Origin of the sequence: Neorhizobium sp. JUb45, from assembly GCF_004343585.1 — a bacterium.
GTDB lineage: Bacteria > Pseudomonadota > Alphaproteobacteria > Rhizobiales > Rhizobiaceae > Neorhizobium.
The window spans coordinates 704,602-721,840 of record NZ_SLYW01000001.1; the positions used below are offsets into that span (position 1 = coordinate 704,602).

At 60.4% G+C, this 17,239-nt stretch carries 20 protein-coding genes; 10 read left to right on the forward strand and 10 right to left on the reverse strand.

Features of this window, described 5'->3' with window-relative positions; genetic code table 11:
• Nucleotides 1–18 precede the first annotated feature (18 nt).
• On the reverse strand, nt 19–249 hold the full coding sequence (locus tag EDF70_RS03410; protein ID WP_132271907.1) for a hypothetical protein: 231 nt from the start codon (nt 247–249) through the stop codon (nt 19–21).
• Nucleotides 250–433: 184 nt separating this feature from the next.
• Between EDF70_RS03410 and EDF70_RS03415 the strand changes: the two genes are divergently transcribed.
• Nucleotides 434–781, forward strand: coding sequence for a DUF1491 family protein (locus tag EDF70_RS03415; RefSeq protein ID WP_132271909.1), 348 nt, complete (start codon nt 434–436; stop codon nt 779–781).
• On the opposite strand, the gene EDF70_RS03420 is transcribed toward EDF70_RS03415, so the two are convergent.
• A complete protein-coding gene (locus EDF70_RS03420) occupies nt 778–1,698 on the reverse strand; it encodes a DUF2336 domain-containing protein (protein WP_245519030.1) in 921 nt (306 codons plus the stop codon). The genes EDF70_RS03415 and EDF70_RS03420 overlap by 4 nt on opposite strands.
• A gap of 713 nt (nt 1,699–2,411) precedes the next feature.
• Between EDF70_RS03420 and EDF70_RS03425 the strand changes: the two genes are divergently transcribed.
• Complete coding sequence (locus tag EDF70_RS03425) at nt 2,412–2,591, forward strand: hypothetical protein (protein ID WP_132271913.1); 180 nt, start codon at nt 2,412–2,414, stop codon at nt 2,589–2,591.
• 31 nt (nt 2,592–2,622) lie between these two features.
• Here the strand turns inward: EDF70_RS03425 and EDF70_RS03430 are convergent, their stop codons facing one another.
• Entirely contained in the window at nt 2,623–3,171 is a 549-nt protein-coding gene (locus EDF70_RS03430) for a DUF1254 domain-containing protein (protein ID WP_132271915.1), read from the reverse strand.
• Entirely contained in the window at nt 3,164–3,751 is a 588-nt protein-coding gene (locus EDF70_RS03435; RefSeq protein ID WP_132271917.1) for a DUF1214 domain-containing protein, read from the reverse strand. Before EDF70_RS03435 ends, EDF70_RS03430 begins: the two co-directional genes overlap by 8 nt.
• A gap of 78 nt (nt 3,752–3,829) precedes the next feature.
• Between EDF70_RS03435 and EDF70_RS03440 the strand changes: the two genes are divergently transcribed.
• On the forward strand, nt 3,830–4,993 hold the full coding sequence (locus EDF70_RS03440; RefSeq protein ID WP_132271919.1) for a hypothetical protein: 1,164 nt from the start codon (nt 3,830–3,832) through the stop codon (nt 4,991–4,993).
• 14 nt (nt 4,994–5,007) lie between these two features.
• Here the strand turns inward: EDF70_RS03440 and EDF70_RS03445 are convergent, their stop codons facing one another.
• A complete protein-coding gene (locus EDF70_RS03445) occupies nt 5,008–5,703 on the reverse strand; it encodes an alpha/beta hydrolase (protein ID WP_132271921.1) in 696 nt (231 codons plus the stop codon).
• A gap of 124 nt (nt 5,704–5,827) precedes the next feature.
• Between EDF70_RS03445 and EDF70_RS03450 the strand changes: the two genes are divergently transcribed.
• A complete protein-coding gene (locus tag EDF70_RS03450) occupies nt 5,828–6,265 on the forward strand; it encodes a hypothetical protein (RefSeq protein WP_132271922.1) in 438 nt (145 codons plus the stop codon).
• A 68-nt stretch (nt 6,266–6,333) separates the two neighbouring features.
• Here EDF70_RS03450 and EDF70_RS03455 read toward each other — a convergent pair whose 3' ends face one another.
• Nucleotides 6,334–8,505 carry a PBP1A family penicillin-binding protein gene (locus tag EDF70_RS03455; protein WP_245519070.1) on the reverse strand — a complete coding sequence of 724 codons (2,172 nt, stop codon included), beginning with the start codon at nt 8,503–8,505 and terminating at the stop codon, nt 6,334–6,336.
• A 278-nt stretch (nt 8,506–8,783) separates the two neighbouring features.
• Between EDF70_RS03455 and EDF70_RS03460 the strand changes: the two genes are divergently transcribed.
• A complete protein-coding gene (locus EDF70_RS03460) occupies nt 8,784–9,242 on the forward strand; it encodes a YcgN family cysteine cluster protein (RefSeq protein ID WP_132271924.1) in 459 nt (152 codons plus the stop codon).
• 131 nt (nt 9,243–9,373) lie between these two features.
• Nucleotides 9,374–10,480, forward strand: coding sequence for a LuxR C-terminal-related transcriptional regulator (locus EDF70_RS03465; RefSeq protein ID WP_132271925.1), 1,107 nt, complete (start codon nt 9,374–9,376; stop codon nt 10,478–10,480).
• 3 nt (nt 10,481–10,483) lie between these two features.
• On the opposite strand, the gene EDF70_RS03470 is transcribed toward EDF70_RS03465, so the two are convergent.
• Entirely contained in the window at nt 10,484–11,305 is an 822-nt protein-coding gene (locus tag EDF70_RS03470) for a nucleotidyl transferase AbiEii/AbiGii toxin family protein (RefSeq protein WP_132271926.1), read from the reverse strand.
• 1 nt (nt 11,306) lies between these two features.
• A complete protein-coding gene (locus EDF70_RS03475; RefSeq protein ID WP_132271927.1) occupies nt 11,307–11,642 on the reverse strand; it encodes a hypothetical protein in 336 nt (111 codons plus the stop codon).
• A 144-nt stretch (nt 11,643–11,786) separates the two neighbouring features.
• Here EDF70_RS03475 and EDF70_RS03480 point away from each other — a divergent pair, with 144 nt between their 5' ends.
• Genes EDF70_RS03480 through EDF70_RS03490 form a run of 3 tightly spaced genes read left to right on the forward strand, consistent with a single transcriptional unit; the run spans nt 11,787 to nt 14,808 of the window.
• Nucleotides 11,787–14,189: a heavy metal translocating P-type ATPase gene (locus EDF70_RS03480; RefSeq protein ID WP_245519031.1), complete on the forward strand. Its 2,403-nt coding sequence runs from the start codon at nt 11,787–11,789 to the stop codon at nt 14,187–14,189.
• A complete protein-coding gene (gene cueR / locus EDF70_RS03485; RefSeq protein ID WP_132271928.1) occupies nt 14,186–14,599 on the forward strand; it encodes a Cu(I)-responsive transcriptional regulator in 414 nt (137 codons plus the stop codon). The genes EDF70_RS03480 and cueR overlap by 4 nt, the downstream gene beginning before the upstream one ends.
• Before the next feature lie 11 nt (nt 14,600–14,610).
• Nucleotides 14,611–14,808 (forward strand): heavy-metal-associated domain-containing protein, encoded by a 198-nt coding sequence (locus EDF70_RS03490; protein ID WP_132271929.1) that lies wholly within the window; start codon nt 14,611–14,613, stop codon nt 14,806–14,808.
• 10 nt (nt 14,809–14,818) lie between these two features.
• Here EDF70_RS03490 and EDF70_RS03495 read toward each other — a convergent pair whose 3' ends face one another.
• Together EDF70_RS03495 and EDF70_RS03500 are read right to left on the reverse strand one after the other, a co-directional pair.
• Nucleotides 14,819–15,082, reverse strand: coding sequence for a DUF982 domain-containing protein (locus EDF70_RS03495; RefSeq protein ID WP_132271930.1), 264 nt, complete (start codon nt 15,080–15,082; stop codon nt 14,819–14,821).
• Nucleotides 15,083–15,207: 125 nt separating this feature from the next.
• Complete coding sequence (locus EDF70_RS03500) at nt 15,208–16,305, reverse strand: AbrB family transcriptional regulator (RefSeq protein ID WP_207908213.1); 1,098 nt, start codon at nt 16,303–16,305, stop codon at nt 15,208–15,210.
• A gap of 324 nt (nt 16,306–16,629) precedes the next feature.
• On the opposite strand from EDF70_RS03500, the gene EDF70_RS03505 reads away from it, so the two are divergent.
• Nucleotides 16,630–17,238, forward strand: coding sequence for a DUF2026 family protein (locus EDF70_RS03505; protein WP_132271931.1), 609 nt, complete (start codon nt 16,630–16,632; stop codon nt 17,236–17,238).
• Nucleotide 17,239: the final 1 nt, after the last annotated feature.

Sequence of the window (17,239 nt, forward strand, 5' to 3'; positions counted from 1 at the left end):
CTCTACACCGAGCGCCGATCAGGGGCGCTGCTGGGCAAACACGATCATCTGCCAGACGACGGCACCGAGAAGATCGTGTCGATGATGATTTGCCGGCAGAGCGCCGCCCTTGCCAACGGCGGTTTCGTCACCGCAGGTCTTGCAGCGATAGATGCCGCCATTGGCCACGATCTGGCCGGGCTGCCAGTCGCGGTCGAAAGCCGGAACGTTACTTTCGCGCAGAAAATTCTGGTATTTGAACTGTGCCATTGCAGACCCGTGTGCCGGCATTTTCGGATGCTTGCATGCCGTTGCTGCCTGCCGGAATGGTAGCAACAGGCTGACTATGCCGGACGTAATATTGACAATTGATGAAATGCCGCGGACGGCGGCTCCATTTCGCGTTTTGCCTCAATGGGTTCCGCTTGCGCAGGCAATGCGTTAAGAAGGCCGGATGCGTATCCGTTCCGACATTTTCGTTTCCGCCCTGATCCGTCGCGGCTTTTCTGCCGGTGGATTTGCGGCCGTCGTGCAAAAGGGTGCAGAGGCGGCGGGTGCCATTTTCATCCGCCAGCGGTTTCGCGATGGGCTGGAAAGCGTCTATGGCCCGGCCCCTCAGACCTTTGCCCGCGATGACGATGGCATGCGTCGCTTCGAGGCGCGGTTGGCGCGTGCTGAACCGTCCGCCGTCGATGCGGTTGTGGGGCGCGAAAGCCGGTTTGACTCGGATCTCTGGGTGGTGGAACTGGAGCTGGACGAGATCGGTGATCTCTTCGAGATCGTGAAACCCGACGAAGCTTAGCGACGACCGCCGCTGGCGCGTGCGGTTGTCGGTGCGGCTTCGGCCGGTGCCGCCTGAGCGAGCTTACGATCCTCATAGGTGTAACGATCGGCGCGGCCCCAGGCTTCCACCCGGCGGCCGCATTCATCGGCATCCAGCCCGTCCCACAGCCCCTCTGACTGCGGCACGTCGCCTTCCAGCTCATCGAGGTGGCGGTAAAGACGCTCGAGGATCAGCAGGGCTTCGTTGCGCGGCATGCCCATGGCTTTCAACGTGGTTCCCAGCTGTCGTCCGGAAATGTCGAGCATGATGCGCTCCGCAAGCCAGCGGCTGGCGGACAGCGCGTCGGCGAGCGTGGCCGCAAAAAGTTCGGCTTCGCGATTGCGGGCAAACCGCACCAGCAGTGCTTCCTGCATGGCCGTGAGCGTGCGCAGGCCAAGCCGGTCGCTTTCCGGCCGCACCACATGGGCTGCCATGGCGCGCAAACGCTCGCGCAGGGCTTCGTCATCGCCGGAAGGCGCGGCATCGAGCAGCGATCGCTGCGCTTCCGGCGCCTTTGGCTTTTCGGCTGCGCTCTTGCTGTCGTCGAGTGCGTGGCGCAAACCGACAAGTGCATCGATCACGGTCGGTGAAAGGTTTTCGCGGCGCACGATGGCGCGAACATGGGCGGCACCCTGTGTACGGGCGATGGTGATCAAGGTCTGGTCATCCAGACATTTCGACGTGGCGATGAATGGAGCGGAGATCGTGATCGGCTGGCTGGCGATAAAAAAGGCGACGGCAGCGGGGACGTTGGCCGACTGCGACAGCGCGGCGACTGCCTGGCGGCGTGCCTCTTCGCTGGAATTGGCAAACAGCGGTTCGAACAGTTCGGCAAATTGGCGCAGCTCTGACCTGGACGGGCGCTCGAGCCCTTCGAAGCTCGTCACGGTGGCCATGAGAACCACATCCTTCCTACGCATGGCCTGCGGCCTTTCAAGTTCCCGAAACCGGTCCACGGATAAATCCAACAACGCAATACTTTGACACCGAAACCGCCGGGTTTTGCGCCCCGTGGCGGGAGGACTGGCTTTAGACATCGCTTGACCGCGGGCCATGGCCCTGCCGCAAACACCTGTCTCACCATGAGGCAGAAGCTTAGGCAGATCACGGTTAATGAGCGGTGAAGACTGGCCGGTTTCGGGACGGAATGTCGTTTGTGTCACCAGGCAAATGGTTCTCTGCAGCTTTCCCGAATTTTTGTTCTCGTCAGCCGAACCGAAGCGGCACTCATGCGTTTTCTTCGCGGGCCTTGCGTTAGCGCAAGCCTGGCACAACTTTTAATAGGGATAAAGTGGCTTATTAGCATTAGCGAATTGTTAATCATCCAGGCCGAGACTGACGTGCATGCCCCGAAATATAAGGGTTGTTGGCGATTTCATCGCAGGCACCCTTGAGTTGCGGAGGCTTCTTGAAACGGAAAATCCGAAAATTCGGCAACTTCCGGTTTCAGGTCAGGATGGAATGTCGCTAAGTCCCGTTCAGGAAGAACCGGACATGCTGACGAGAAAGGCGCAGATGCCCCGGAAACGAGGATGCGCCGGCCCCTGAAAAGGGCAGGGTGAAATCGGTCCGTCCTTCATCCGTCTCGAAACCCCAATGGAGACGTGTAATGGCCAATGTAATTGTCCTGAAAGCATGGCGTGAACAGCATCCCGGCAGAGTTCCGGCAAGATCGCCGCATACCGCACCGGCAAAGGTGTTGATCTACACCGGCGTTCGCTATGAGCGGCGCGAAGTGAACGATCATCGCTCCATGGATCTGGCGCCGGTTCGGGCCGAGCAGAACTGAGAAAAAAACGACGGAGTTCCGTCGCGGGCGCTTAACGCCATTCCGCCGGCAGGCAGCCGGCAGAGGACAGAAAAGCTGCGGCCATGGGCCGGTAGCTCGGTTGTGGTGCCATGGCCCGCAACACCGCATACCCTTGCGTCAACGGGGTCTCGATAAGGATGGACTGGTTCAGTCCCTCGGGCATCGCCTTGCGCAGGGCCGTGGCTTGCAGCGGCGTGGCGACGATCACATCCAGCTTGCCGCCGGACGATGTTCGGTCGTTGATCGAAAACGTCTCGTTCGATGCCGGATCATAAACCGCCAGCGACCAGAACGGCACGCCCGAACCCGCGCTGAACCGCACCGGACGCTCTTCCGTATCGAAGGAACAGACGGCGGTTTCGAGGAACGGATCCTCCTGCGCCAGACCGGCATCATCGGGTTTCTGTTCGAGAATATGGAAGGTGAACGGCTCACCCTCCGAAATCACACGGCTATAGGCGTCACGATCGCTGAAATACGGCAGCGACAGCACGATGACGAGATGCAGCAGCGCCGCGCCGACAAGGCCGACGACGATGGCAAGCAGGATTTTAAGCATTGCCGCACCCGATTTTCTGCACTTTCGGCATGGACAGGTCGATCAGGCCGGAACTGCCGGCGGTCGGGGTGTCGAACAGCGTCAGGACCAGCCGGAAAGGCTGATGCGGCGCAACGGACAACCAGTTTCCGGGCTGGGCGGATGCGGAGATATCGACGGAAAAATCACCATTGGCACCGCGCAGCACCGTGCGGGAATTGAGCGCTGCCGGCAGTTCGGCACTTTCGGAGGGCGGCCGCCCGTTGGCATCGTTGGTGAACAGCGTCCACAGCCGCGCCGGTGGCGTATGTCCGGTCATCCGATAGGTGCAATTGCCATCAAGGCGGGCGCCGGTTTCATCGACAGCTGCGGTAAACGTCAGACCTTCGGCGGTGCCGTAAAGCAGCTTGCCGGCATTGGCGCGGTGCGATTTTGCATAAGGATCGGCATCGGCAGTCTGCGCGCGTGGAAAAGCCTCCCAGGCGCCGAGCTTGATCGCACCGAACCCGATCGTGGCCTCAAGCGCCACCAGCGTCGACCAGATGCCGCCGCCGAAGGCGATGGCAAGCGAAATGGCAATGAGAAGGGGAACACGCAGCACGTTTTATTCTGGACCTCGCGGACGGTGGCCGAGGATTAGCATTGATTCTGGCTGGAAGGAACCGGGGAGGGTGCTGCCATGCGCCCTTATGCCCGAATGATCCTGCTTTCTCGCGGCAGATGCTTTTGCCAAACCAGTGATCCGGGGCTATCAAGTCTGTGCCCGCCATGTTTCGCCGCACAAGGAATTTTCATGCACTGGTACGATTTCCTGAAGCGGCTTGTCACATTGCGTGGCAAGGCGCCGAGCGATACGCAGGCGCTCCAGGATGCTGACGATGATCGTCTGATTGTCTTTCTGCGAGCGCAGGACGATCCTTTGCAGTTTGCATCAATCGAAAGAGAAATCCGCAATGGTTTTCATCTGTTCCACTGGATGGATGGCAGCCGACATCATGGTGATCGTCGTGAGGCCGGATCTGTGTCGCTGGCCAGGCGTCCCGAACTGGCCAATGCGTTCATCTTTCACGGCGACGGGCGTGTCCGCGAGGTGGCGCTCAAGGTGCTGGATGGTGCGATTACCCTGCCTGTGGTCTTTTACGGGCTTGTGTCGCGCCTCAATGACTGGTCACCAGAGGTCCGGGCCGCCGCCAGGCAGACATTCGCGCGCTGTTTTGACAAGACGTCCATAGAGGTTTTGCTTCCGGCTGTGTGGGTCTTGCTGATCAATTCGAGGCACTGGCTTCGTTGGGCCGGTACAAACGATTTTCGCGAAGCAGTTATGGAGCGTCGCGATCTTGTTGAGGCATTGGTGAACCGCCTGGTATCGGAAAAACGCAGCAAAGCGGGCGGTGTTTTCGGGATCGTTTGCCAGAGCCGGCATGTCGATCCGCTTTTGCCCTTTCTTGCCGTGCATGCAAGCCAACCGCATATCAGGGCCATTGCCGTGAACTATCTGAGTGCCGCTTACGTGCGTTTTCCGTTGGGGACGTGGTCGCGGCAATGGGTGGACAAGTCTGCCGGCATGTTCCGGATGGTCCCCGACATGGGCGAACGGTCTGTCGGCGGCTATGATGTGAGTTCGGTCGTCGCGTGTGCCCTCGGTGACCGTGCCAATGCGGTTCGCAAGGAAGCCCTTGATGCAGTGATCCGGCATCGCCGGGATCCGGGTTTCCAGCCGTTGATTGTCAGATGTCTCAAAGAGCTCTCTGGCGACCCGAAGCCGAGCATCCAGTTTCGCCTGGAATATCTGCAGAGGATGCTGGCGGAAGAAACTCAACAGGGCCTTGGTACGGACGGATGAAACCGCCGCCTGGGCTATTTTCGCTGCCGCTCCCCCAGCCACCCATTCACGACCTCTGCCAGCCTTTCCGGTTCTTCCAGCGGTATCATGTGACCGGTCCCTTCGATCACCGCAAAAGCCGAGCCGGAAACTCCCTCATGCAGTTCAAGCGCTTCCTCGCGTGATCGCAGCCGGTCCTCATCACCCGAGATGACCAGCGTCGGGCAGGTGATCATCTGCAGCTCTTGACGCTCGTCGCGACGTTCGAGCAGCGATTGCCGCCGGAACACTGGTCCGCCGAGGCGCTGGCCCATTTCCTGGATGCGGCTGATGAGATCGCTGCGGCCGGTATTGTCGGGATGAAGCGAGGAGGCGACGGCGGCGGTGCTCAAGCCGCGAAAGGTGACGCCGTCCGGCTGGCTGAAAAGTGCCTGCTTGCGCTTGGCCTGCACCTCGCTATCGCCGCGTGCCGAAGTGGCGATCAGGATAAGGGCTTCCACCCGTTCCGGTGCCTGCCGGAAAATCTCGCGGGCGATATAGCCGCCCATCGAAAAGCCGATCAGGGTGAATGTCTGTGGCGCGTCCCGGAGAATGTGGCCGGCCATTTCCGCGAGTGTATCGCCCTCGGTCGCCACGGCGTGGACGACGGGTCCCCATTGCGCCAGCGCCGGTTCGACGTCGCGCCAGAGATCGGCATCGAGCATGAAACCGGGGATCAGCAGCAGGGGCATATGGTGTTTCCTTGGGTGTTGCGCGGCAGTATTGTGTGTATTTCGAAAATGTATAGATTTTTATATCTCGACTTATAAGCCCGTTATAGGTCTCCTGATACCTCCTGCGCCAAAGGGGTGTGGTATGAAAATCAGAGTATTTGTAATATTTGGAGCTTGCTATTCGGCGTTGCTTGCAGTGCTCGCCGGCACGGGCAATATTCTTTCGCAGGTGGTCGACTGGAATCCGACTGCGGATGGAATCGATAATCTTCTCGGATTGCTTTTCTTTGTTGTTGCCATCCTGCTTTCGATGAGCCGGCAGGCGCATGCGGTGCTCGGGGGAGCACCGGATCCGGTGACATTCCGGTGTGTCCTGTCGCAGAACCGTTCGGTCCTGCTTATCGGCATGGTCATCATCACAACGCTGGTCAACTTGGTCGTTTCCTTGCTGTCATCCTCCTACGCAACGGATGAGATGGTATGGCCATCGCCACTGCGGGCGGCGTTGCTGTCTGTCGTTTATGGCGTGCTTGCGCGGGTTATCATTGTCGAAAGCGTCGAGAGGATGCGGTACGCCTGATGGAAATAGGGGCCGCGGAATTGCTGTCCGCGGCCTGAAGCGTCGGCTCGTGGACGACGACTGCGATCTTATGGTTTCACATCCAGCCGGATCGGCGTCACTTTTGCCGTCTGAGGGCGGGCAGGGGCGGTGTCGGAGACAGTGCCGGGAGCAGCGCCGGCGACAATCGGGCCGGCGCCCTTCAAGCCTTCCGCAATGCCGCGCAGCACGCGTGCCGTTTCAGCCGACAGTGTGCGCGGACGCACCAGTGCCGGCGCGATCGGTTCGCCGCCCTTGTGGCTGGCATCGGCGATGCTCGGGCCGGTGGCGTGGTTGCCATGCGGCAGCGGGTTCTCGATGCCGGGGATGGGACGCAACTCGATGCCCTGATGGGCGTAATCCATCAATTTCTTGAAGGTCATGGCCGGAAGCGCACCGCCGGTCATGTTGTTCATCGAGGTGAAGTCGTCATTTCCGAACCAGACGGCGGTCGTGTAATTGCCGGTGAAGCCGATGAACCAGGCGTCGCGATAGCTCTGCGAGGTGCCGGTCTTGCCGCCGGTGACGACGCCGCCATCAAGGGCCGCGCGCCTTGCCGTGCCGATTACCGGGATTTGCGTGAGGATACGGTTCATCGACGAGGTCGCCTGTTCGGACACCACGCGTTTCGCCGCCGGTTCGTCACGGTTGAAGTCGTAGAGAACTTCGCCTTCGTAATTGATCACCTGCTCGACGCCATGGCGGCGTGACTGCATGCCACCGGCCGGCGTCACCGCATAGGCGGTTGCCTGATCCATGACGGTCACTTCCGAGGTGCCGAGCGGAATGGTCTTGTCGCGGCGCAGCGGTGTTTCCACGCCCATCTTGATAGCGGTGTCGGCGATCAGGTCGGTGCCGAGTTCATCCTTGGCAAGGCGAACCGGCACGGTGTTGAGCGACTGTGCCATTGCCGTCAGCAGGCTGACCCTGCCTTTGTAGGATCGCGCATAGTTCTGTGGCGACCAGCCACGCCAGGTGATCGGTGCGTCGGAAATCATCGTTTCCGGCGTAAAACCGCGCTCCATGGCGGCGGTATAGGTGTAGAGCTTGAACGACGAGCCGGGCTGGCGCAGCGCCTTGGTGGCGCGGTTGAACTGGCTTTCGCCGTAATCACGACCGCCGACCATGGCGCGCACGGCGCCGCCGTTTTCGATCATCACAAGCGCGCCCTGCTTGACGCGGTAGCTCTCGCCGAATTCGCGAAGGCCGGATTCCATTGCCGCTTCCGCTGCCTGCTGCAGGCCGGTGTCGACGGTGGTGCGCACCACGACGGAGCGCTGATGGATTTTTCCCGTTGCCGCGAGCCGCTGCACTTCGTCAAACGCCCAGTCGAGGAAATAATCGGGGGCGGTCACTTCCGCTCGGTCGATGGCGGTTGCCGGGTTGCGGCGCGCGGCCACGACCTGGCCTTCGCTCATCATGCCGCTCTGCACGAGATTGGTCAGCACTTCTGCGGCGCGCGCGCGGGCGGCCGGCAGGTTGACATGCGGTGCATATTTGGCCGGCGCCTTGAACAGGCCGGCCAGCATGGCGCTTTCGGCCAGATTGACCTCGGTGATGTTCTTGCCGAAATAGAATTGCGATGCAGCCGCTGCTCCGAATGTGCCGCCGCCCATATAGGCGCGGTCGAGATAGAGCGACAGGATTTCCTTCTTCGACAGGTTCACTTCCAGCCAGACCGACAGAAACGCTTCCTTGATCTTGCGTTCGATCGAGCGTTCGTTGGTCAGAAACAGGTTTTTTGCCAGCTGCTGCGTCAGCGTCGAGCCACCCTGCACGACACCGCCCGCCTTGGCATTTTCGCTCATGGCGCGGCCAAGGCCGATGAAATCGATGCCGTAATGGTCGAAGAAACGCCGGTCTTCGGTGGCCAGCACCGCCTTGATCAGGTGATCCGGCAATTCGTCGACGGGCACTGAATCCTCATGGATGATGCCGCGATGGCCGACCACGTTGCCGTAGCGATCGAGGAAGGTGACGGCGAAATCGCCGCGGTTGCGCCAGTCTTCCTTGGTTTCCTCGAAGGCGGGCAGGGCAAGCGTCAGAAGCACGACCGCGCCGGCGGTGCCAAAGGTCATCGCTTCGCCGGCCAGTTCGAAACCGAGACGTTTCCAGCCGCGCACGCGAAAACGGCGGAAGAAGATGGTGATCTCCTCCCATGTCTCGGCCAGCTTGAAGCCGAGATTCCAGACGGTTGAATCGATCCAGCTGTCGAGTTTCAGGAAAAAATGACGTTTGCGCTGCGGACGAGCCTTTTCAGGTCCGTTACCCGGTGCCGTCTTGCGGCTCTCTTCGGAGCCATTTTCGTTGTGCACGCCGGCGCTCCCACGTCTCATTTTCAACCGAGCCTTGACGCTTCCTTGCAGAAGGATCAAAAGCTGCCAGCATCTCCCTTAGGAAGCATTAGCTTATAAAAGGTTGACCGGCGAGATATGACGCGCCGCTGGTCTCGCTTTCGGGATAATTATTTGCGATCCGCGTTGCGAAAATAAAACAAATCATGGTCGAACAATTCTGGAAGACGAAACAGCTGGAAGAGTTTTCGCCCGCCGAGTGGGAAAGCCTCTGCGACGGTTGCGGTCTCTGTTGTCTCAACAAGCTGGAGGACTGGGAAACCGGCGCGGTGGCCTTCACCTCGGTTGCCTGTCGCCTGCTCGACGGTTCGACCTGTCGCTGTTCGGACTATCCCAACCGGCAGGCGACTGTGCCGGACTGTATTCAGCTGACGCCGCAAGAGGTGCGCGACATTGGCTGGCTGCCGCCGACCTGCGGTTATCGCCTCGTGCGCGACGGCGAGGACCTCAAATGGTGGCATCCGCTGATCTCGGGCGATCCCGAAACGGTGCATATCGCCGGCATCTCGGCCAAGGATCGCACCGTCAGCGAGAAGGATGTCGATGTAGATGATTTCGAGGATTATCTCGTCGACTGGCCGATGCATGTCGGTGAAAAGGCCTGAAAATTGACAGTGCGCCGGTTGCCCCGTCGGAACATACGGATGTCTACGCCATTTTGCTGATGTACTGATAAGGTCTGCAGCGATACAACCGAAAGGCCAAGTTGGGTCCGATAGCGTATCGTGGGTGGGTGATGAACGCTGAAAGCACATTGGCTGACCGTCTTTACGAGGCGGCGATGATCCCCGAACTGTGGGGCGATGCCTGTACCGCGCTTGCGGATACGGTCGGATCATCGACGGCATCGATCTTCACCGTCGATACGATCGGCAAGCACCGTTATGTGACGACGCCCAATATCGCCGATGCCTTTGCCGGTTTCATCGAGAGCGAACATCGCTTCAACAATCTGCGGCCTATCCGGGCGATGGAGCGGTATCCGTTCTCGTTTGCCCGCACCACGGACATTCTGTCGCCCGAAGAATATGCCAATGACGCGATCAACCGCGATTTCATCCATCCGCACGGCATGGAATGGGAGGCGGGATATGCGTTTCAGGAACCGACCGGCCATATTGTCGTCATCACCCTGATGCGCGCCTTCGGGCTTGATCATTTTTCGCCGGAGCAGTTGCAGCATCTCAACCTGCTGAAGCCGGATATTTCCCGCGCCGCCTATATGGCGTCTCGCCTCGCCTTCAGGGAAGCGCGCTCGATGACCGAGACGCTGTCGATGATCGGATTGCCGGCCGTGGTGATCGGCGATGCCGGTCAGGCGCTGGCGATGAACCCGGAACTGGAGGCGCTGTCGCCGCGCATCCGCACGGCCGCGGGAAACCGGCTGGTGCTGGAAAGTGTGGGTGCACGCGTTCTGCTCGACGAGGCGATTGCCCGTTACCGCGCTCAGGCGGAACCGACGGTGCAATCGGTACCGATGCTGGGCGATGACGGTGTGCCGCCGTTGATCCTGCATCTCCTGCCCATCCGTCGTGCCGCCCGCGACATCTTTTCCCGCGCCATGGCGGTTCTGGCCGTCACCGAAGTCGGGCAGGTGGGGCCGCCGGACATGCGCGTGCTCTGCGGCCTGTTCGACCTGACACCCGCCGAAGCCCGCGTCGCCCGCGGCATCGCCATGGCCCATACGCCGGAAATGGTGGCAGCCTCGCTCGGCGTTTCGGTGGAAACCGCGCGCTCGCACCTGAAACGCATCATGCACAAGACCGGCACGACGCGGCAGGCCGAACTGGTGTTGCTGCTGTCCGGGCTGAATGCGCCGGGTAGCGGACCGGGCGGATTTTGAGGACTATCCGTCAGATGGTACCTGCCAAGGGCCGGGTTGATCGGCAAATGCCGGCATGATCTCTGTCTGGATCGAGGCGCGTCTGATTTCGTAAGGCGCAGCTGTGTCTGCATGGACCTCGATCGGCCTGCCATCGGCATCGACCGCCAACAATCCGACAAGATCGATTGGGGCTATGCGGATATAGGCTTGCGCATTCTGTAAGGCGCGCTCAAGCTTTTCACGAATGGATGCCGGATCATAATCGGTTGGAAGCCCTTTTACCGACTGGTAGTCCTCGGAAGCGATGGACAGCCCTTTGTGGCGTATTTCGTCGATGATCCGCACAGGCGAAAAATGCGGTGGTTTGCCCGCTGCGGCCATGATGATGGGGCCGAGCAGGCAGAAATTCTCCTCGATCAAAAGGAGATCGACATAATCACGTGCCTTGCGGCGTGTGGAGGCAGCCAGCACTTTGTTGACGGCAAGATCGGCCTGATGCAGGCGGATGCCACATCCCGGATCGTCAACCAGCGGCATGAAGCGCTGCCGCGCTTCGCTCATCCATTGTATCAGGGTCGCTTCACCATCGCGTCCGACTGAGGCTTCAACGCAGCCATATATGAAGACATCGATCGATACGTCGAAGCCGTGTCGTCGCAGGTTGTCGATATCTCTTGTGGCCACGGAACCGATTTCCTCGTCCGTATCTTGAAAAATATCGATGTCATCGGATTGTCGTGGCCAATCCCGATTGAGAACCACGCCGCCTGCCAGGTAGCTGGATGCCGAGCGGTTCTGCGCGAGGATCTCCATGATGGCCTTTTGAAGCGATGTGGGGGCCATATCAGCTTTCCATCTCCGCAAGCAGACGACGACCGATGGCAAAGGCACGTGCATCCCCACGTTCCATCAATGCATTTGCGATAACCCTTGATCGATCGTGGATGTCTGGCAATCGATCGAGGTCGATATTGTCGAGAATACGCAGGCTGTAGAGTTGCAGTGCCCGGTCCATCAGTTCCTGCAGTCGTTGTTTTTTCTGCCGGTGTCCCGCGCGCAAGGTAGCGGCGTTGTCCAGAATGTCCTGCCGTTTGTGCGATGGCACAAGGACTTCCACCCGGACGAGGTCTGCCGCGCCGCCGCTTACACGATATCGCTTGATCCTGTCGTGAATTGCCATTGCCTTTTCCTCTGTGAAAAGTTTACCCGTATCCGGGATACGCTGCAAGGTTCGACAATCGGAGCAAATAATCCTACACCCACGCCCTTGACCTTCCCATGATGGGAAGGCCTACATGGTGCTGCGAAAGGATCCCGCTTCGCCATGAACACACCCATCGAACTGCTCACCAAACCCGTTATGCCCATCGAGCCGCTGACCATACCGGTGGAAGGGATGACCTGCGCTTCCTGTGTCCGCCGTGTGGAAACGGGTGCGGCAAAGGTGGCGGGGGTGGAAAAAAGCATCGTCAATTTCGCCACCCGAAAACTCACGGTGGAAACGGGTGAGGGGTTCGATCCGCTGACGCTTGAAAAGGCGATCCACAAGCTGGGTTATGACATCCCGGCGGGTGCGATGCTGCAGGCATTGCGCGATTCAGGTCGGATCGTGCCGGAGATTCCGGCTTCCGTCAGCGATCATGTTGATCACGATGGCCATGTCGAGGTTTCGGGGGGCGGGAAAACATCAGGCGCCGTCGATCATGACCATGCCCACATGCATGAAGGCGAGGAAGCCGTCCTGAAGCGCGATCTCGTCATCGCCTTTGTCCTCACCCTGCCGTTGTTCGTTCTGGAAATGACCGGCCATGCCTATGAGCCCTTCCATCACTGGCTGATGGAGGTGATCGACACGCAGACCCTTTATTATCTCTATTTCGCGCTGGCGACGGCGGTGATTTTCTGGCCCGGTTTGCGCTTCCTGCGGCTCGGTCTGCCGGCGCTGCTGCGTGGCCACCCGGAGATGAATTCGCTGGTCGCGGTCGGCGTGCTGGCGGCCTATGGTTATTCTCTGGTGACGACCTTCGCGGCGGATCTGCTGCCCCATGATGCGCAGCACGTCTATTACGAAGCGGCGACCGTCATCGTCACGCTCATCCTGTTCGGCCGTCTGCTGGAAGCGCGGGCGACGGGGCGCACCGGTGAGGCGATCCGCAAACTGGCCGGCCTGCAGGCGAAGACCGCGCGTGTCGAGCGCGGTGGGCAGGTTCTGGATATCCCCACGGCGGATGTCGTGGTCGGCGATATTCTCGTCATCCGCCCCGGTGAACGCTTGCCTGTCGATGGCACCGTCATCGATGGTCAGTCGAATGTCGATGAATCGATGATTTCAGGCGAGCCGCTGCCGGTGGAGAAAACCGCAGGCGCAACCGTGACCGGCGGCACGGTGAACCGCACCGGATCCTTCCGTTTCCGCGCCGAAAAAGTCGGCCGCGATACCGTTCTGTCCGGCATCATCCGGCTGGTGGAGCAGGCGCAAGGGGCAAAACTGCCGATCCAGGCGCTGGTGGATCGCGTCACCGCGTGGTTCGTGCCGGCCGTTATGGTGCTCGCCGTGCTGACTTTTGTGGCGTGGTTGCTGATCGGGCCGCAGCCGGTTCTCACCCATGCGCTGATCAGCGCCGTGGCCGTGCTCATCATTGCCTGCCCCTGCGCCATGGGGCTGGCGGTGCCGGTGTCGATCGTGGTGGGTGGCGGGCGTGCGGCCGAACTCGGCGTGCTGTTTCGCAAAGGCGAAGCATTGCAGACGCTCTCCGGCATCGATCTCGTCGTGGTCGACAAGACCGGCACCGTCACCAAGGGCCGGCCGGAACTGACGGACCTGTTGGTTGCCGATGGTTTTGCCGGCGATGACGTGCTGGCGCTGGTGGCGGCGGTGGAAAGCCGTTCCGAACACCCGATTGCCGAGGCGATCGTCAAGGCCGCTGAGGCGAGGGGGCTGGGCGTGGCGGAGGCGCAAAAATTCGAATCCACCACCGGCTACGGGATTTCCGCTCAGGTGAATGGCCACATGGTTGCCGTCGGGGCCGATCGATTCATGGAAAAGCTCGGGCTTTCGGTCACGCCTTTTGCCGATAGTGCGGCCCGTCTCGGCAATGAGGGTAAAACGCCGCTTTACGCTGCCGTCGACGGCAGTCTTGCAGCGATCATCGCCGTCGCCGATCCTCTGAAAGCGTCGAGTGCGGTCGCCATCAAGGCATTGCAGGCGCAGGGCATCGAAGTCGCGATGGTGACCGGTGACAATGCGTTGACCGCGAAGGCGATTGCCGCACAGGTCGGCATTACCAAGGTCGTTGCGGAAGTGCTGCCGGAGGGCAAGGTCGCCGCCATTCATGACCTGCGCGGTGACGGCAGGAAACTCGCCTTTGTCGGCGATGGCATCAACGATGCACCGGCGCTGGCTGAGGCCGATATCGGCATCGCCATCGGCACCGGCACGGATGTAGCGATCGAAAGTGCCGACGTGGTGCTGGTCGGCGGCGAGCTGACCGGCATCGTCTCTGCCATTGCCATCAGCCGTGCGACGATAAAGAACATCCGTCAGAACCTGTTCTGGGCGTTCGGTTACAACGTGGCGCTGATCCCGCTGGCCGCCGGCGTCTTCTACCCGGCTTTCGGCCTGACACTTTCGCCGATGATCGGGGCGGCGGCGATGGCGCTGTCGAGCACCTTTGTTCTTGCCAATGCACTGAGGCTGAAAACCGTGACAATCGGAGAGGCGACATGAATATCGGACAGGCCGCCGAGGCTTCCGGCGTTTCCGCAAAAATGATCCGTTATTACGAGGAGATCGGCCTGATCGCGCCGCCCGCGCGCACCGGCAACAATTACCGGGTTTACGGCGCCGATCAGGTGCATGTGCTGCGGTTCATCAAGCGCGCCCGCTCGCTGGGCTTTTCGCTGGAAGAGACCGAAACGCTGCTGAAACTGTGGCAGGACAAAAGCCGCACCAGCGCCGCCGTCAAGGATGTCGCGACGAGCCATATCAATGACCTCGAGCGCCGCATTGCCGAAATGCAGGGCATGGTGAAGACGCTGAAACATCTTTCGCATTGTTGCGGCGGCGATCATCGCCCGGATTGCCCGATCCTCGATGATCTGGCGGGCGACAGCCAAGCCCATACCCATAACGTATAAGGAGTTTTGACATGACAGCCATTTTCACCGTTTCCGACATGACCTGCGGCCATTGCGAAAAGACCGTGCGCGGTGCACTCGCCGACGTGCTTCCGGATGCCGCCGTCAGCATCGATCTCTCCACCCACACGGTGACTGTGGAGGGCGATGCAGCGACGGCGGAAGAAGCGATCCGCGAGGCAGGCTATTCGCCGGAGCGGGCGGGTTAAGCCTGTCGGATCACATCCGCATCATCGCCAAATTCGTATAGGCCACCACGAACAGCGCACGCGCCAGGGCCCGGTCAATTTCTCGGTTCATGCAGCGTTCGCAGGCGTCCATCGCCAGTTCGTAATTTTCCTTCGGTCCTGTCGTCGGGCATTCGCGCAGGTAACGAAGAGCGTCGTGTGGCCCGAAAATCGGCTGCTCCGAGCCGTCGTCATGCAGGACATAAACCGGCATGTTCCATCTCAACTCGAAATCCACTCTGAAAACAGCGTCCATAGCCAAAGCCTCCCGGCGCCATGCGCTCGCAAATCAGGTCGCTGCCCAAAATATCATGGGTGGATTCCGCTGTCCCGTTAAATTCGATTTATCTAATAAATTACTGAATGAGAGTATATATCAGATTATTTGTGTATTTGTGAGCTACGCGAAAGCAGGCGTGCGGTTGCCGGACCGGTGATGACGACGAAGATGAAGCGCGTTACTTGCATGGCCATCACGAAGGGCACATCGACATTGGTGGAGGCGGCAATGATGGCGACGCTGTCGGCGCCACCGGGGCTGGTGGCAAGATAGGCGGACAGCGGATCAATGCCGGCGAAATGGACGAGGCCGGCGGCGAAGCAGCCGCAGATTGCGATGAGCGAAAACACCGAGAGCAGCACGCGGGGCAGGGCGCGGGCGGCGTGGGCCACCACTTCGCGGGTGAAGCGCATGCCGATGCCCCAGCCGATGGCGGCAAAGCTGATGGCCAGAACCCATGGCGGCAGCACGATCGGCATAACGCCGGAAAATTTCAGCACCATGCCGGCGGCTAGCGGCAGAAGCAGCGGACCACCCGGAACTTTCAAGCGCATGCCGACCCAGGACGCGACAAGTGCTGCAGCGATGGTTGCGGCGAAGGCCAGCCAATCCACCGGCGGAAACCAGACGGTTGCCTGTTCATCGACGATGGTGACGCCCATGAAGCGGGCGACGATGGTGGCGGCCAGCACGACACAGACGACGCGAACATATTGCATGAAGGCAACGAGGCGCATGTCTGCACCATAACCGGCTGACATCAGCGTCATGGCGGAGGCGGCACCGGGCGAGGAGCCCCAGATGGCTGTCGTGCCCGGAAAGAGTTTTGTGCGCGCCATCAACCAGCCGAGAAATGCTGCCGCGGCCACGGTGGAGAACACGCCGACGATAAAGATCGGCCAGTCGGACTTCAGTTCGCTGAACAGCGACAGTGGCATGTTGCTGGCGATCATCATGCCGATAATGCCCTGTGCGGAGGTGAACGCGCGGCTGCCGATACGCACGCCACCGCCCATCGTCGCCATCAGCACGGCCGTCGCCATCGGCCCCAGCAGCAGTGCGGCGGGCAGATGCATCAATTCCAGAAGAAAAACGATGACGGCGGAGACGAGAAGCAGGGCGATCCAGCGCAGCGGAACGGGCCATGTGGCGGGTCGCTTTGCCTCGAAGGCGCGGCCTGCTGGATTTCTCTCGGTCAAAACATGCTCCGTGAATGGCGCGGACCGGATCCGGCGGCACAGAGACAACCGGTATTCCGCAAAAGGCTGGATGCCGGGTTATGCCCGGGCGCCCTCGTGGTAATCACGTTCTCGGACAGCTCGCAAGGCTGGCAGGGGCGAAATCGATGCAATGCCATCTATCCGATGAGCAACTGATGCTGCGGTGCCGCAAGATATTTCCTCCCGGTTGTGCCTGTGCCCGGCATGGTCGATTTGCGCGAGGGATTTCCTGTGTCGGCGTTTACATCTCGCCCGCTCTCGCATAGTCACCGCGCCAGAACAGAATTTTGCGGATGAAGGCCCATGTTGATCAAGCAGAGCGACTACCATCGGATTTACAAGGTGATCCATAGCCTGCTCACCGCCAACAATGCCGATCCGGCAACGGCCGCCATGTATTTCTCCACCTTTGGCGCCTTCATTCTGGAGCACCATTTCAAGATAAAGGCGAAGCCGAAGGGCGGGCTGGCGGCCTATAATCTCGGCGGCGCGATGCTGCTGTTCGCAGACCATCGCGAAGACGGATATGTGACCGGTGCCGGCGAGAATTTTCATTGCTGGGTGGAGGCCGATGGCTGGGCGATCGATTTCATGGCGCCGGCCTTTCCGCAGACCGTGCCCGAACTGGCGGTGGCGTCCAAAATGTTCCAGCGGCCGCTCGCCGAGATGGCATCCGGCATCAACGCGCTCAACCAGTCCGGCGATTTTTTCTATCAGGTGGAAGCCGAGGCAATGTCTCGCCGTTTCGCCGAATGGCACAAACATGGCGCAATCGGCGACCTTGCATCCGTTGCCGCCGGCTGGTTCCGCAAGTCGCCACGACAGATGCCGGCTTCGCTCTCACTCAGCGATCGTGACGGCAAGGCAAGAACCGTTTCCCTGTCTGGCAATCCGCTTGCCGGCAGCTGGTAAC